This window comes from Kitasatospora sp. NPDC051705, from assembly GCF_044453265.1.
GTDB lineage: Bacteria > Actinomycetota > Actinomycetes > Streptomycetales > Streptomycetaceae > Kitasatospora.
This window is the reverse complement of the sequence record NZ_JBITCO010000024.1, coordinates 43,349-58,630: the sequence shown is the minus strand read 5'-3', so window position 1 is coordinate 58,630 and position 15,282 is coordinate 43,349. Positions and strand designations below refer to the sequence as shown.

The following is a 15,282-nucleotide window of genomic DNA, read 5'->3' as shown; positions in this document are numbered from 1 at the left end:
TCAGTACCGCCAGCGGGTGGCCGCCACCAGCCGTTCGGGCGCGGCCCCGGCGTACTGCTCGGCCTCGGCCCGGCGCACCGCCAGCACCGCCTCGTACAGCGGCTCGCCGAGTGCCTCGCGCAGCACCGCCGAGCGCTCGTACGCGGCCAGCGCCTCGGCCGGGGACGCGGGCAGCCGCGGCACCGTGCCGGGCTCGGCGGCGGCCGGGTCCCCGGTGAACTCCGGGGGCAGCGCCCGGCGCTGGTCGAGCCCGGCCAGGCCGGCCGCTAGCACCGCGCCGACCGCCAGGTAGGGGTTGGCGCTCGCGTCGAAGCACTTGACCTCGGCGTTCGCGGCGGCCGCCCGCTCCCCGGTGGAGCCCGTCACCAGGCGCAGCGCCGCCTCGCGGTTCTCCAGGCCCCAGCACTGGTAGGCGCCGGCCCAGTGCGAGGGCACCAGCCGCAGGTAGCCGGCCGGGCTGGAGCAGCCCAGCACCAGCAGCTCGGGCAGCGCGCCGAGCACCCCCGCGAGGAAGCCCTCGGCCTCCGCGGTGAGGCCGTGCGGGCCGGGGCCGCCGTGGCCGAGGTTGCGGCCGTCCCGCCAGAGGCTCAGGTGCAGGTGCCCGCCGTTGCCGACCGCGCCGGCCTCCACCACGGGGGCGAAGGAGACCCGCAGGCCGTGCCGGGCGGAGACGGCCCGGACGGTGTGCCGCACCAGGACGGAGGTGTCGGCGGCACCGACCGGGCCCTCGGGGGCCACCGAGACCTCGAACTGGCCCGGGGAGTACTCGGGGTGGATCTGCAGGACGGTGAGCCCCTGCTCGCCGAGCGCACGCAGGACGTCGCGCAGGTAGTCGGAGAGGTCGGTGAGCCGGTGCATCCCGTAGGCGGGGCCGTGGGTCGGGTAGCGCGGCTCCTCCTGCGGATCCCCGGCGAGCGCGACCACCCACTCGACCTCGATGCCGGCCAGCAGGCCCAGCCCGCGCGCGGCCGCCGCGGCCTCCATCCGGCGGGCGAACAGCCGCTGGCAGCCGGGGTGCGGGGCGCCGTCCTGGGTGTGCCGGTCCCCCGGGGCCCAGGCCCAGCCCGGCTGGGCGGCCAGCGGGACGACGCGCTCGACGTCGGGGTAGAGCCGGAGGTCCCCCGTGGGGCCGCCGATGACCGGGCTGGTGGTGACGGCGTCGTCGGCGAGGAAGACGTCGAAGCAGGGGGCGGCGCCGACGCCCCACTGCGCGGCGTGCACCAGGCCGCCGAGGGGGACGGCCTTGACCCGGGCGATGCCCGCGTTGTCGACCCAGGTGACGGCCACCGCCTCGACCCCGGCGGCGCGCAGCCGGTCGGCGGCCGCCGAGGCCCGCTCGGCGCGCTCGGCCCGCGGCGGCAGCGCGACGGCGGCGAGCGGGCCGGCCGGGCCGACGGGCTGGTCGCCCGGGCCGCCCGGGCCGGACGCGGTGGGGCCGGCGGTGACGGTTCCGATGGTCATGCCTCCATGCTGCCCCGACCGCCGGGGGCGCGTAACTCCCCTATCGGGTGGTCGAAACGGACGTCCGTCCATCCGTTCACCCGTTCGGGGCGGGCGGGTCGGGCGGGGCCCCGGCCGACCCGGGCGCCCGCGGATCCGGGCGGATTTCCCGCCGACGCCCCCTTTCCTACCCGTCGGTAGCTTCGCTACAGTGGCCGGACGCACCACCGTCGGGCTTCGGGAGCCGCACCGACGGGGGCCTGCGGTCGCCGTATCTGCGGCGCCCGCGCGGTGCGACTTCACCGGCCGGTGCCGCGAACCGCGGCCAGCCGGGCCCCCTTCCTCGTATCAGAGCCGCTTCCTTCCACCCTGAGCGCCTGAGTACCACGGCACACCCGCAGTTCGGCCGGAGCGGACCGGCCGCTGCGCCGGTGCGCCGGACCCGTCATCTCCCCAGCCCCCGCGCGCGGACCCTCCTCCGGCGGCGGCCGCCCCCGGCCCACGGCCGGGCGCGGCGGCGCGCCCGCCGGAGCGCGCGCGGGCCACCCATGACTAGGAGTGCAGGACACATGGAGCGTCCCTTTCCCACGGTCGCCGTCGTCGGCCTCGGCACGATGGGTGCCGGTGTCGCGGTCGCCGTCGCCAGGAGCGGCCGCCGGGTGATCGGCATCGAGGCCACCGAGGACTCGGCGGCCCGGGCGCTGGCCCGGATCGAGGAGACCACCGCGCACGCCGTGGACCGGGAGCGGATCACCGCCGAGGAGCGCACCGCGCTGCTCGCGCTGATCTCGGTCGGCCACGAGCTGGCGGCCGCCGCCGCCGCGGACCTGGTGATCGAGGAGGTGCCCGAGCAGCTGGAGCTGAAGCGGGAGCTCTTCGCCGAGCTGGACCGGATCTGCCCGGAGACCACCGTGCTGGCCACCGGCACCACCGCGCTGTCGGTGACCAGGATCGCCGCCGCGACCGCCCGTCCGGAGCGGGTGCTGGGCCTGCACTTCTTCAACCCGGTGCACAGCATGAAGCTGGTCGAGGTGGTCCGCACGGTGCTGACCTCCCCGCAGACCGCCGAGGACGCCGCCGCGTTCGCCCGCGACCTCGGCAAGGAGCCGGTGGCGGCCGGCGACCGGGCCGGCTTCGTGGTGAACGGCCTGCTGTTCGCCTACCTGAACCAGGCCGCCGCGATGTACGAGTCCAAGTACGCGTCCCGGGAGGACATCGACGCCGCGATGCGGCTCGGCTGCGGCCTGCCGATGGGCCCGCTGGCGCTGCTGGACCTGATCGGCGTGGACACCGCGCGGACCGTCCTGGAGGCGATGTACGAGCAGTCCCGCGACCGGCTGCACGCGCCCGCCCCGATCCTCGGCCAGCTGGTCTCGGCCGGGCTGCTGGGCCGCAAGTCGGGCCGCGGCTTCTACACCTACGAGGCGCCCGGATCGTCCCGGGCCGTGGACGCGGCCACCGGCCCGGCCACGCCGAAGGTCGCCGGCCGGGAGGTCCGGACGGTCGGCGTCTGCGGCTCGGGCACCATGGCGACCGGCATCGTCGAGGTGTTCGCCAAGGCCGGGTACCCGGTGCTGCTGGCAGCCCGCAGCCAGGAGAAGGCCGACGCGGCGAAGGCACAGCTGTCGAAGTCGCTGAACCGCTCGGTCGAGCGCGGCCGGATGGGCGCCGAGCAGCGCGACGCCGCGCTGGAGCTGGTCACCCCGGTCGGCCAGTACGCCGAACTGGCCGACGTGGACCTGGTGGTCGAGGCGGTCGCCGAGGACCTGGCGGTCAAGCGGGAGCTGTTCGCCGTCCTGGACAAGATCGTCAAGCCGGGCGCGGTGCTCGCCACCACCACCTCCTCGCTGCCGGTGATCAGCTGCGCGACCGCCACCTCGCGGCCGCAGGACGTGATCGGCATGCACTTCTTCAACCCCGCCCCGGCCATGAAGCTGGTCGAGGTGGTCTCCACCGTGCTGACCGCGCCGGACGTCACGGCCACCGTGCTGGAGCTGGCCGCCAAGGTCCGCAAGCACCCGGTGGAGTGCGGGGACCGCGCCGGCTTCATCGTCAACGCGCTGCTCTTCCCCTACCTGAACGACGCGGTGCGGATGCTCCAGGAGCACTACGCGACGGTGGACGACATCGACACCGCGATGAAGCTGGGCTGCGGCTACCCGATGGGCCCGTTCGAGCTGCTGGACGTGGTCGGCCTGGACGTCTCGCTGACCATCGAGCAGGTGCTGCACCAGGAGTTCCGCGAGCCGGGCCTGGCCGCCGCGCCGCTGCTGGAGCACCTCGTCGCGGCCGGGTGCCTGGGCCGCAAGACCGGCCGCGGCTTCCGCGACCACGCCCGCCGGTGACCACGCCGCCGACCGGGGGCGCCGCCGCGCGGGAGTCGGCGCCCTACGGCAGCTCCGGAGCGTCCCGGCCGCCGGGCTGGAACCCGGGCACGGTGTCCGCGCGCTGGCCCCGGCCCGCCGTCACCGGGCCGGTCACCCCGGTCCGCCGGGGAAGGGCCGCGGCCGCGCCCGCCGGGCCGTGTAGCGTTCCGGACATGGATCGGGTTCAGGCAGCCACCCCGCAGCACTCCGCCGGACCGCGCGGCGCAGACCGGACGACCTCCTCGACCGGGGGCACCGGCCCGGACGCCGGGCCGGGCAGCCGCCGGGCGGCGGCGCAGCGCCAGCAGATGCGCCAGGACCTGGCCACCGCCGCGATGGAGCTGTTCGCCTCGCAGGGCTACGAGGAGACCACGGTCGACCAGATCGCGGCCGCCGCCGGGGTGGCCCGGCGGACCTTCTTCCGGTACTTCCGGTCCAAGGAGGAGGCGATCTTCCCGGACCACGACGACACCCTCGTCCGGGTCGCCGACCTGCTGGCCAGCGCCGAGCCGGAGGAGCACCCGCTGGACGTGGTCTGCCGCGGCATCAAGGAGGTGCTGCGGATGTACGCCTCCACGCCGGGGGTGTCGGTCGCGCGGTACCAGCTGATCCGGCAGGTCCCGGCGCTGCGCGAGCGGGAGATCGCCGTGGTGGCCCGGTACGAGCGGCTGTTCACCCGCTACCTGCTGGGCCGTTTCGACACCGGCGAGTCGATCCCGTCGGGCTGGCAGCGCGGCGGCGAGGACGACTCGATGCTGGCCGAGGTGTCGGCGGCGGCGGTCGTCGCGGCGCACAACCACGTGCTGCGGCGCTGGCTGCGGGCCGGCGGCCGGGGGGACGTGGAGGCGCAGCTGGACCACTCCTTCGAGGTCATCCGGCGGACCTTCTGGGCCTCCAGCGAGCCGGGTGCCAGACGCCGGGGCTCCCTGGTGGCACCCGGTGCCAGTGGGGCGGGCGTGGAAGGGGTGGCGGAAAGCGCACTGAGTGTCAGCCCCGGAGGTGAGGTACTCATCACAGTCGCCCGGACGGACGCTCCACTGGACGTCGTGGTGGACAGCATCCGGGCCGCGCTGAGCGGCGCCAGGGAGTCCTGAGCCCGAAGTATTCGCAGGTCAGGGCAGTTTCGAGGGCCCGCGCCGAACAGTCGGCGCGGGCCCTTCGCATGCCCGCTCAACGCGCGTCACACCCCGCCGCGACGCCCCGGAATTCCTGACACCCGGTGTCTTTACGAGTGGCACAGGGTGCCACTACCTTGTTACTCACCAGTCGCGGCGCCGCGGCTCCCCACCTCGGCGCGCCGTCGTCCGGCGTTCCCACACCCCGGGAGCAGTGCCAGATCGGCCCGGCCCAGTCCGGGCGCCCAGCAGCACCCACCCACCCACCTCAGCGAAGCCGGTGTCCGCTCCCGGCTCCCCCAGACGCCCTGTGCGCCCTCAACACAGGTACGCCTTCGGAGGCAGCCATGCAGGAAATCCTCGACGCGATCCTCAGCAACGACGCCACGTCGGAGGACTTCGCCGCCGTCAAGCTCCCCGAGTCCTACCGGGCGGTCACGCTCCACAAGGACGAGGAGCAGATGTTCGCGGGCCTCGACAGCCGCGACAAGGACCCCCGGAAGTCCCTCCACCTCGACGAGGTGGCCCTGCCCGAGCTCGGCCCCGGCGAGGCCCTGGTCGCCGTCATGGCCAGCTCGGTGAACTACAACACCGTGTGGAGCTCGATCTTCGAGCCGGTCTCCACCTTCGGCTTCCTGGAGCGCTACGGCCGGCTGTCCCCGCTCACCAAGCGCCACGACCTGCCGTACCACGTCCTCGGCTCCGACCTGGCGGGCGTGGTGCTGCGCACCGGCGCCGGGGTCAACGCCTGGAAGCCGGGCGACGAGGTCGTCGCGCACTGCCTCTCCGTCGAGCTGGAGTCCCCGGACGGCCACAACGACACGATGATGGACCCGGAGCAGCGCATCTGGGGCTTCGAGACCAACTTCGGCGGCCTGGCCCAGATCGCCCTGGTGAAGACCAACCAGCTGCTGCCCAAGCCGAAGCACCTCACCTGGGAGGAGGCCGCCTCCCCCGGCCTGGTCAACTCCACCGCCTACCGCCAGCTGGTCTCCCAGAACGGCGCCGGCATGAAGCAGGGCGACAACGTGCTGATCTGGGGCGCCAGCGGCGGCCTCGGCTCGTACGCCACCCAGTACGCCCTGGCCGGCGGCGCCACCCCGATCTGCGTGGTCTCCAGCGAGGCCAAGGCGGACATCTGCCGCGCCATGGGCGCCGAGGCGATCATCGACCGCTCCGCCGAGGGCTACCGGTTCTGGAAGGACGAGAACAACCAGGACCCGCGCGAGTGGAAGCGGCTCGGCTCCAAGATCCGCGAGTTCACCGGCGGCGAGGACGTCGACATCGTCTTCGAGCACCCGGGCCGGGAGACCTTCGGCGCCTCGGTGTACGTCACCCGCAAGGGCGGCACCATCGTCACCTGCGCCTCCACCTCCGGCTACATGCACCAGTACGACAACCGCTACCTGTGGATGTCGCTCAAGCGCATCGTCGGCTCGCACTTCGCCAACTACCGCGAGGCCTTCGAGGCCAACCGGCTGGTCGCCAAGGGCAAGATCCACCCGACCCTGTCCAAGGTCTACTCGCTGGAGGAGACCGGCCAGGCCGCCCTCGACGTGCACCACAACAAGCACCAGGGCAAGGTCGGCGTGCTCTGCCTCGCCCCCGAGGAGGGCCTGGGCGTGCGCAACGAGGAGCTCCGCGCCAAGCACGTCGACGCCATCAACCGCTTCCGGAACGTCTGAGGCCCCTCCGATGACCGAGCAGCAGCAGAAGCGCGACCGGCCCTGGCTGATGCGCACCTACGCCGGACACTCCACCGCGAGCGACTCCAACGCGCTCTACCGGCGGAACCTGGCGAAGGGTCAGACCGGTCTGTCCGTGGCCTTCGACCTGCCGACCCAGACCGGCTACGACTCGGACCACATCCTCGCCCGCGGCGAGGTGGGCCGGGTCGGCGTCCCGGTCGGCCACGTGGGCGACATGCGCACCCTGTTCGACGGCATCCCGCTCGAGCAGACCAACACCTCGATGACGATCAACGCCACCGCCATGTGGCTGCTCGCGCTCTACCAGGTGGTCGCCGAGGAGCAGGGCGCCGACATCGCCCTGCTCACCGGCACCACCCAGAACGACATCGTCAAGGAGTACCTGTCGCGCGGGACGCACGTCTTCCCGCCCGGCCCGTCGGTGCGCCTGATCACCGACATGATCGCCTACACGGTCGGCAACATCCCCAAGTGGAACCCGATCAACATCTGCAGCTACCACCTGCAGGAGGCCGGCGCGACGCCCGTCCAGGAGATCGCCTACGCGATGTGCACCGCCATCTCGGTGCTCGACGCCGTGCGCGACTCCGGCCAGGTGCCGGCCGAGCGGATGGGCGACGTCGTCGCCCGGATCTCCTTCTTCGTGAACGCCGGCGTGCGCTTCGTCGAGGAGATGTGCAAGATGCGCGCCTTCGCCCAGCTGTGGGAGAAGGTCACGCTGGAGCGCTACGGCGTCCAGGACCCGAAGCAGCGCCGGTTCCGCTACGGCGTCCAGGTCAACTCGCTGGGCCTGACCGAGGCCCAGCCGGAGAACAACGTCCAGCGGATCGTGCTCGAGATGCTGGCCGTCACCCTCTCCAAGGACGCCCGCGCCCGGGCCGTCCAGCTGCCCGCCTGGAACGAGGCGCTCGGCCTGCCCCGGCCCTGGGACCAGCAGTGGTCCCTGCGGATCCAGCAGGTGCTGGCCTACGAGTCGGACCTGCTGGAGTACGGCGACCTCTTCAACGGCTCCGAGGTGGTCGAGTCCAAGACCGCCGCGCTGCTGGCCGGCGCCGAGGCGGAGATCGCCAAGGTGCTGGAGATGGGCGGTGTGATCCCGGCCGTCGAGTCCGGCTACCTGAAGTCCAACCTGGTCGCCTCGCACGCCGCCCGCCGGGCCCGGATCGAGTCCGGCGAGGACAAGATCATCGGCGTCAACTGCTTCGACACCACCGAGGAGAGCCCGCTCACGGCCGACCTCGACACCGCGATCATGGTCGTCGACCCGGCCTCCGAGCAGTCCGTGCTGGCCGCGCTGGAGGCCTGGCGCGGCGGGCGCGACGAGGCCGCCGCGCAGACGGCGCTGGCCGAGCTCAAGGCCGTCGCCGCCACCGACGTCAACCTGATGCAGGCCACGCTCGCCTGCGCCCGGGCCGGCGTCACCACCGGCGAGTGGTCCTTCGCCCTGCGCGAGGTCTTCGGCGAGTACCGCGCACCCACCGGCGTCGGCGGCGCCCCGGTCGCCGTCGCGGCCGAGCCCGGCGGCGAACTGGCCGCGGTGCGCGCCGCGGTCGCCGCCACCGCCGAGGAGCTGGGCGCCGGCAAGCTGCGCCTGCTGGTCGGCAAGCCCGGCCTCGACGGCCACTCCAACGGCGCCGAGCAGATCGCCGTCCGGGCCCGCGACGCCGGGTTCGAGGTGGTCTACCAGGGCATCCGGCTGACCCCCGAGCAGATCGTCTCCGCGGCCGTCGCCGAGGACGTGCACTGCGTCGGCCTGTCGATCCTCTCCGGCGCGCACTCCGAGCTGGTCCCGGACGTCCTGCAGCGGCTGCGCCGGGCCGGGGTGCAGGATGTCCCGGTGATCGTGGGTGGCATCATCCCGGCAGCGGACGGCGAGGCCCTCAAGGCCGCCGGCGTCGCCGCCGTGTTCACCCCGAAGGACTTCGGCATCACGACCATCATCGGCCGGATCGTGGACGAGATCCGGCTCGCCAACAAGCTCCAGCCCTGGACGCCCGCACCCGCGACCACCAGCTGACCACTGGGAAGGAACCGAACGACCCTCATGACCACCACGAACCGACTGCGCCCGCGCCGCTCCTGCCTCGCCGTGCCGGGCAGCAACCCGCGCTTCCTGGAGAAGGCCCAGGGCCTCCCCGCCGACCAGGTCTTCCTCGACCTGGAGGACGCCTGCGCCCCCCTCGTCAAGGAGAGCGCCCGCCACACCATCGTCGACGCCCTCAACAACGGCGACTGGGGCGGCAAGACCAGGGTCGTCCGGGTCAACGACTGGACCACCCACTGGACCTACCGCGACGTGATCACCGTCGTCGAGGGCGCCGGCCCCAACCTCGACTGCATCATGCTGCCCAAGGTCCAGGACGCCGGGCAGATCAAGGCGCTCGACCTGCTGCTCACCCAGATCGAGAAGACCATGGGCTTCGAGGTCGGCAGGATCGGCATCGAGGCGCAGATCGAGAACGCCAAGGGCCTGATCAACGTCGACGCCATCGCCGAGGCCTCGCCCCGGCTGGAGACCATCATCTTCGGCCCGGCCGACTTCATGGCCTCCATCAACATGAAGTCCCTGGTGGTCGGCGAGCAGCCGCCCGGCTACCCGGCCGACGCCTACCACTACATCCTGATGCGCATCCTGATGGCCGCCCGCGCCAACGACCTGCAGGCCATCGACGGCCCGTACCTGCAGATCCGCAACCAGGAGGGCTACCGCGAGGTCGCCGGCCGCTCCGCCGCCCTGGGCTTCGACGGCAAGTGGGTGCTGCACCCGGACCAGGTCGCCGCCGCGAACGAGATCTACTCGCCCTCGCAGGAAGACTACGACCACGCCGAGCTGATCCTCGACGCCTACGACTACTGCACCTCCGAGGCGGGCGGCGCCAAGGGCTCCGCGATGCTCGGCGACGAGATGATCGACGAGGCCAGCCGCAAGATGGCCCTGGTCATCTCCGGCAAGGGCCGGGCCGCCGGGATGCAGCGCACCACCAAGTTCGAGATCCCGGGAGCCTGAGCCATGCAGTTCGGACGCACCTACGAGGAGTTCGAGGTCGGCGCGGTCTACAAACACTGGCCCGGCAAGACGGTCACCGAGTACGACGACCACCTCTTCTGCCTGCTCACCATGAACCACCACCCGCTCCACATGGACACCAACTATGCGGAGAAGACGACGGACTTCGGCAGGAACGTCGTGGTGGGCAACTACGTCTACTCGCTGCTGCTGGGCATGTCCGTCCCGGACGTCTCCGGCAAGGCCATCGCCAACCTGGAGATCGAGTCGCTGCGCCACGTCGCACCGACCTTCCACGGCGACACCATCTACGGCGAGACCACCGTCATCGACAAGTGGCCGTCCAAGTCGAAGAACGACCGCGGCATCGTCCACGTCGAGACCAAGGGGTACAAGCAGGACGGCACGGTCGTCTGCATCTTCCGCCGCAAGGTGATGGTGCCGACCGGGACGTACATCGAGGAGCGCGGCGGCGAGCAGCCCGGCCGCCCCACCCCGCTCTCCTGACCCCTCCTGACCCCGGACGGGTAGGCCGCCGTCATCGGCCGATCCCCACCCCGGTACCGGGGGCCCCGTCGCCACGCCGGCGGGGCCCCCGGAAATCCCCCCCCGGGGGATCCACGACTTCCCCCCGACCCCCAGACCTTTCGGAGCCGCACGATGGGACGCCTCGCACAGACCGACGGCCTCACCGAGATCCAGCGGGACATCCTCGCCACCGTGCGGGATTTCGTCGACAAGGAGATCATTCCGGTCGCGACCGAGCTGGAGCACAAGGACGAGTACCCGACCGCCATCGTCGAGGGCATGAAGCAGCTCGGGCTGTTCGGCCTGACCATCCCCGAGGAGTACGGCGGCCTCGGCGAGTCGCTGCTCACCTACGCCCTGGTGGTCGAGGAGATCGCCCGCGGCTGGATGAGCGTGTCCGGCATCGTCAACACGCACTTCATCGTGGCGCACATGATCAACGCCCACGGCACCCAGGAGCAGAAGGACCACTTCCTGCCGAGGATGGCCGCCGGCGAGATCCGCGGCGCCTTCTCGATGTCCGAGCCCGGCCTCGGCTCCGACGTTTCGGCCATCTCCACCAAGGGCGTCCGGGACGGCGACTGCTACGTCCTCAACGGCCAGAAGATGTGGCTCACCAACGGCGGCACCTCCACCCTCGTCGCGGTCCTGTGCAAGACCGACGAGGGCGGCAACACGCCGTACAAGAACATGACCACCTTCCTGATCGAGAAGGAGGCCGGTTTCGGCCCGAACCCGAAGGTTCCCGGCCTGACCGTGCCCGGCAAGATCGAGAAGATGGGCTACAAGGGCGTCGACACCACCGAGCTCGTCCTGCAGGACGTCCGGATCCCGGCCGACCGCGTCCTCGGCGGCGTGCCCGGCCGCGGCTTCTACCAGATGATGGACGGCGTCGAGGTCGGCCGCGTCAACGTCGCCGCCCGCGGCTGCGGCGTCGCCCGCCGCGCCTTCGAGCTCGGCATCTCCTACGCCCAGCAGCGCTCCACCTTCGGCAAGAAGATCGCCGAGCACCAGGCCATCCAGTTCAAGCTCGCCGAGATGGCCACCAAGGTCGAGGCCGCCCACCAGATGATGGTCATGGCCGCCCGCAAGAAGGACAGCGGCGAGCGCAACGACCTCGAGGCCGGCATGGCCAAGTACCTCGCCTCCGAGTACTGCAAGGAGGTCGTCGAGGACGCCTTCCGCATCCACGGCGGCTACGGCTTCTCCAAGGAGTACGAGATCGAGCGGCTCTACCGCGAGGCCCCGATGCTGCTCATCGGTGAAGGAACTGCGGAGATCCAGAAGATGATCGTCGGACGCCGGCTCCTGGAGGAGTACCGGATCGCCGACTGAGCACCCGGTCGACCCGCCCGGACGACGTGGCCCCCGGGCCGCCGCGGACGGCCGGGTCGGCCCCTCCGAACCGCCGGTCGACGGGCGTGCGGGCCCGTCCCGGCACCCCGCCGTGCCCACCACGGCCCCGGCCTGGTCCGCCTGGGGTCCGGCACGGCCCGCCGGAAGCGGCCGCAGGGCGTACAGCTGCAACGACGCGCCCTGCGGCCGCTTCCGCACACCCTCGCCAGGGCGCGTACGGGCCGCTCCGCCCCCCGGGTTCCGCCGGCACCCCCGCTGAGACAAGAGTCACCAGCCGCGTCCGGTCCCTTGGGAACCGGACCGGGTCGAGCTACGGTCGTAGGGGTGGGACGCGCAGACGCGCCTCCCCCGGACACATGAACGAGCAGGCGGGTTGCCCACCCACCGTGTGCTCCCGATAGCATCCACCGGGACAGCAAGCCGTCCCTCTATTACCCGATCCCGCGGTGGCCCCCGTCCAGCGGCCATGATCCCCCGCGACAAAGGTCTTCGATGCCCATCAGCCCGTCCCCTCACTCCTCCGTCACGGACCGCGATGCCCTCGCAGCCACGACGGCCGGTCGGCGACCCCGCGTGACCATCGCGCGCGGAGCCACCCCCTGGTTCGTCCCCACCCTCGCCACGGCCGCCGTGACCACCGCCCTCACCCGGCGCAGCGGCAAGTGGGCCCTGGCGGCGGTTCCCGCCTGCGCGCTCGGCGCCGGCATGCTGTGGTTCTTCCGCGACCCCGAGCGTGAGATCGGCACGGGCAGAGTGATCTCGCCCGCCGACGGCGTGGTGCAGAGCATCGACGCCTGGCCGGACGGCCGCACCCGGGTCGCGATCTTCATGAGCCCGCTCAACGTCCACGTCAACCGCGCGCCGCTGCCCGCCACGGTGACCTCCGTCGAGCACGTCGCCGGCGGCTTCGTCCCGGCGTTCAACAAGGACAGCGACCAGAACGAGCGGGTCGTCTGGCACTTCGACACCGAGCTCGGCGACATCGAGATGGTGCAGATCGCGGGGGCCGTGGCCCGCCGCATCGTGCCGTACGTGGCCGCCGGTACCAAGGTCGAGCAGGGCGACCGGATCGGCCTGATCCGGTTCGGCTCCCGGGTCGACACCTACCTGCCGGCCGGCGTCGAGGTCGGCGTCGAGGTCGGCCAGAAGACCACAGCCGGGGTGACGCGCCTTGACCGTGACTGATCCTGAGACAATCGTCGGCCTGGACGACGAGGAGACGGCCCTGCGCCGCCGCCGCTGGGCGCGCGACCGCGAGCTGCGCGCCCCGCGCTCTCCCCAGCACCTGTCCACCGCCGACTTCCTGACCCTGGGGAACGCCGTCTGCGGCTTCCTGGCGATCTACTCGATCACCACCGGGGTCCTCGTCCCGCACATCACCAACCCGGACGCCGCACCCGACCGGCACAGCGCCGCCACCGCGGTGACCCTGCTGCTCATCGGCTCGATGTGCGACCTCTTCGACGGCCTGGTGGCGCGCAAGCTGCGCTCCTCCGCCCTCGGAGCGGAACTCGACAACCTGGCCGACCTGATCAGCTTCGGCATCGCGCCGGCCTACTTCGTCGCGGTCTGGGGCATGGTCTCCCAGGGCTCCAACAGCAAGCTCTCGGCACTGATCGCGCTGACCGTGCTGCTCGCGGTCGTCCTGCGGCTGGCCCGCTTCTCGGCCGTGAAGATGCGGCCCGGGGTGTTCCAGGGCATGCCCTGCCCGATGGGCGCGATGACGGTCATCGCCATCGTGCTGCTCGACCCGCCGTTCCTGCCCGGTCTGCTCGCCATCTTCGGCGCGGCGTACCTGATGGTCAGCCGGATCGAGTACCCGAAGCCGCAGGGGCTGCTGGCCACCGCGACGCTCTGCTGGATCGTCGTCTCGATCGGCTGCCTGGCGGCCTGGGCCACCGGCCTGCCCGGTGGCGACGCGCTGATGCACGTCGGCGCGTTCGCCCAGATCACGCTCGCCGCGATGGCCCCGCTGCTGGTCATCCGGCGCAAGGTCGGGCAGAAGGTCGGCGACGTCCGCGCCCGGCGGGCGGAGTCCCGGCTCGGCTGAGCCCGCCCCGAGCACAACGGGAAGGGCCCCGGATCCACCAGGATCCGGGGCCCTTCCCGTTGTGCTCCGTCCGGGCGCCGCGCCACGCGTGGCCCGGTGCGGACGCCGGGCTACGCGCCGCCGGTGTGGACGCTGAAGGCCGAACGACGGGCCGCCCGCGCCACGCCCGGATCCGGGTGCACGCCCGAGACCGCCGTCAGCACCGAGGCCGCCCGCGGGTGCCCCGACTGCCGGGCCCGGGCGAACAGCCGCACCGGATCACCCGCCGAGGCGCCCTCGACGTGGCCCACCAGCAGCTCCGTCTCGCCGTGGTCCAGCACCGCCGCCGCGGTGTCCACCCACAGCCAGGCCGCGTCCTCGGCCCCCAGCACGTCCGCCGGGGACACCCCCTCGTCGGCCCGCTCGGCCAGCCACAGCAGCGCGTAGGGGCGCAGCACCGGCTCGTCGACCGCCGCCCGCACCGCCTGCTCGGCCGGGCCGCCGGCCACCCGCAGCGCCTCGAAGGCCAGCCCGCGCACCAGCGCGTCGTCCCCCTGCGCGGCGTCCAGCAGCTCCGCCACCGCGCGGTCCGCCGGACGGGCCGCCACCCAGGCGCGGAACTCCGCCCGGGCCGGGCCCGGCGAGTAGTCCGCGCAGGCGTTCAGCAGCTCGAAGGCGCTCTGCTCGATGTGCCCGGCCGCGGTCTGCGCGACGGTGCAGATCTCCTCCAGCTTCGCCCGCACCGCCCAGTGGCCCAGCGGCGACAGCTCGGCCGCGTCGTCCCGGCGCTCCACCGCGCCGACGGCCGTCAGGCCGTCCAGCATCCAGTCCAGGACGGCGGCGACGTCGGCGGGCGACGGCGGGGTGTCGATCTGCGGCTCCCGGCAGGTGCCGCGGACGGCCGACACGGCGGAGGCCGCGTGCGGCACCGGCGACAGGCCGGAACCGTCCGTCCCGCCCACCCGGCGCTCGTCCAGGCCGCGGCGCAGCAGCTCCAGCAGCTCGCTGTCCGCCACCGGGGCGGCCACCAGGTGCAGGAAGGAGAGCAGTTGCGGGGCCTGGTCCACGGCCTGGCCGGCCAGCACCGCGAACACGCCGCGCAGGGCGGCCGGCGGCACCGGGGCGAGCAGCGTCCAGGCGTCGAACAGCGCGGACCAGCCGCGCACCACCGCCTCGTCGTCGTGCTCCCAGGCGTGCAGGCGCCAGCCCGGCCCGGCACCGCCGTCGCGGGCCTCGACCAGGCCGACCAGCAGGGCCTGACCCCACGCCTTGGTGGCGGCGCCGACCGTCATGGCCAGCGCCCGGCCGGCCGCGCGGGCGTCGTCCGGCAGCAGCTCGCCGCGCTTGTCGACCTCCTCCAGATCGCCCGCCCAGCGGGCGATCCGGACGGCGTCCACCAGCATCCGGCGGGCCAGCGGCGCCAGCTCGGCCGGCGCCGGGAAGCCCTCGGGCACCGGGACCCGGCCGCGACCGGGCGCAGGAGCCGGACCTCGTCGGCGGGGTACCCCGGCCCCGCCCGGCCTGCCACCGGCGGGCCGGTGGGCCGTACCGGGGAGACGGGTCACCGTCGCACCGGTACCGATCGTCGGCGGGAGCGGGGCATCACGGTCGCGCGGATTCCGAGACGTCACGTCGAGCAGTCTTCCCCTTGTACCGGCCTTCTGTCACATCCGGTTGGCCGTACGGACGGGCTGTCGTCCACAGCACCTCCACAAGATCGGGCAACAGAGGC

The 15,282-nt window shown here is 73.0% G+C and carries 11 protein-coding genes; 9 read left to right on the top strand and 2 right to left on the bottom strand.

Annotated features, from left to right (window positions below):
* Window positions 1-1,461 (bottom strand): glutamine synthetase family protein, encoded by a 1,461-nt coding sequence (locus ACIA8Q_RS25945; protein WP_360211763.1) that lies wholly within the window; start codon window positions 1,459-1,461, stop codon window positions 1-3.
* A gap of 548 nt (window positions 1,462-2,009) precedes the next feature.
* On the opposite strand from ACIA8Q_RS25945, the gene ACIA8Q_RS25940 reads away from it, so the two are divergent.
* The 9 genes from ACIA8Q_RS25940 to ACIA8Q_RS25900 all read left to right on the top strand — a co-directional run bounded on the left by ACIA8Q_RS25940 (window position 2,010) and on the right by ACIA8Q_RS25900 (window position 13,571).
* Complete coding sequence (locus ACIA8Q_RS25940) at window positions 2,010-3,785, top strand: 3-hydroxybutyryl-CoA dehydrogenase (protein ID WP_360211760.1); 1,776 nt, start codon at window positions 2,010-2,012, stop codon at window positions 3,783-3,785.
* A gap of 194 nt (window positions 3,786-3,979) precedes the next feature.
* Complete coding sequence (locus tag ACIA8Q_RS25935) at window positions 3,980-4,900, top strand: TetR family transcriptional regulator (RefSeq protein WP_396317748.1); 921 nt, start codon at window positions 3,980-3,982, stop codon at window positions 4,898-4,900.
* Between the two features lie 368 nt (window positions 4,901-5,268).
* Window positions 5,269-6,606, top strand: a complete 1,338-nt coding sequence (ccrA, locus tag ACIA8Q_RS25930; protein WP_360211754.1) for a crotonyl-CoA carboxylase/reductase — start codon at window positions 5,269-5,271, stop codon at window positions 6,604-6,606.
* 10 nt (window positions 6,607-6,616) lie between these two features.
* Complete coding sequence (locus ACIA8Q_RS25925) at window positions 6,617-8,647, top strand: protein meaA (protein ID WP_360211751.1); 2,031 nt, start codon at window positions 6,617-6,619, stop codon at window positions 8,645-8,647.
* Window positions 8,648-8,674: 27 nt separating this feature from the next.
* Window positions 8,675-9,637, top strand: coding sequence for a CoA ester lyase (locus ACIA8Q_RS25920; protein ID WP_360211748.1), 963 nt, complete (start codon window positions 8,675-8,677; stop codon window positions 9,635-9,637).
* A gap of 3 nt (window positions 9,638-9,640) precedes the next feature.
* Window positions 9,641-10,144: a MaoC family dehydratase gene (locus tag ACIA8Q_RS25915; RefSeq protein WP_360211745.1), complete on the top strand. Its 504-nt coding sequence runs from the start codon at window positions 9,641-9,643 to the stop codon at window positions 10,142-10,144.
* Window positions 10,145-10,297: 153 nt separating this feature from the next.
* The gene (locus ACIA8Q_RS25910) at window positions 10,298-11,500 is read left to right on the top strand and encodes an acyl-CoA dehydrogenase family protein (RefSeq protein ID WP_360211742.1); all 1,203 of its coding nucleotides are present in this window, start codon (window positions 10,298-10,300) and stop codon (window positions 11,498-11,500) included.
* A gap of 513 nt (window positions 11,501-12,013) precedes the next feature.
* Window positions 12,014-12,706 (top strand): phosphatidylserine decarboxylase, encoded by a 693-nt coding sequence (locus ACIA8Q_RS25905; protein WP_360211740.1) that lies wholly within the window; start codon window positions 12,014-12,016, stop codon window positions 12,704-12,706.
* Entirely contained in the window at window positions 12,693-13,571 is an 879-nt protein-coding gene (locus tag ACIA8Q_RS25900) for a CDP-alcohol phosphatidyltransferase family protein (protein ID WP_387901683.1), read from the top strand. The genes ACIA8Q_RS25905 and ACIA8Q_RS25900 overlap by 14 nt, the downstream gene beginning before the upstream one ends.
* A gap of 110 nt (window positions 13,572-13,681) precedes the next feature.
* On the opposite strand, the gene ACIA8Q_RS25895 is transcribed toward ACIA8Q_RS25900, so the two are convergent.
* Window positions 13,682-15,004, bottom strand: coding sequence for a hypothetical protein (locus ACIA8Q_RS25895; protein WP_360211737.1), 1,323 nt, complete (start codon window positions 15,002-15,004; stop codon window positions 13,682-13,684).
* Window positions 15,005-15,282 lie beyond the last annotated feature (278 nt).

Coding starts and splice junctions, on each gene's coding strand:
- ACIA8Q_RS25945 (WP_360211763.1), bottom strand. CDS start 1,461: ATGACCATCGGAACCGTCACCGCCGGCCCCACCGCGTCCGGCCCGGGC.
- ACIA8Q_RS25940 (WP_360211760.1), top strand. CDS start 2,010: ATGGAGCGTCCCTTTCCCACGGTCGCCGTCGTCGGCCTCGGCACGATG.
- ACIA8Q_RS25935 (WP_396317748.1), top strand. CDS start 3,980: ATGGATCGGGTTCAGGCAGCCACCCCGCAGCACTCCGCCGGACCGCGC.
- ccrA (WP_360211754.1), top strand. CDS start 5,269: ATGCAGGAAATCCTCGACGCGATCCTCAGCAACGACGCCACGTCGGAG.
- ACIA8Q_RS25925 (WP_360211751.1), top strand. CDS start 6,617: ATGACCGAGCAGCAGCAGAAGCGCGACCGGCCCTGGCTGATGCGCACC.
- ACIA8Q_RS25920 (WP_360211748.1), top strand. CDS start 8,675: ATGACCACCACGAACCGACTGCGCCCGCGCCGCTCCTGCCTCGCCGTG.
- ACIA8Q_RS25915 (WP_360211745.1), top strand. CDS start 9,641: ATGCAGTTCGGACGCACCTACGAGGAGTTCGAGGTCGGCGCGGTCTAC.
- ACIA8Q_RS25910 (WP_360211742.1), top strand. CDS start 10,298: ATGGGACGCCTCGCACAGACCGACGGCCTCACCGAGATCCAGCGGGAC.
- ACIA8Q_RS25905 (WP_360211740.1), top strand. CDS start 12,014: ATGCCCATCAGCCCGTCCCCTCACTCCTCCGTCACGGACCGCGATGCC.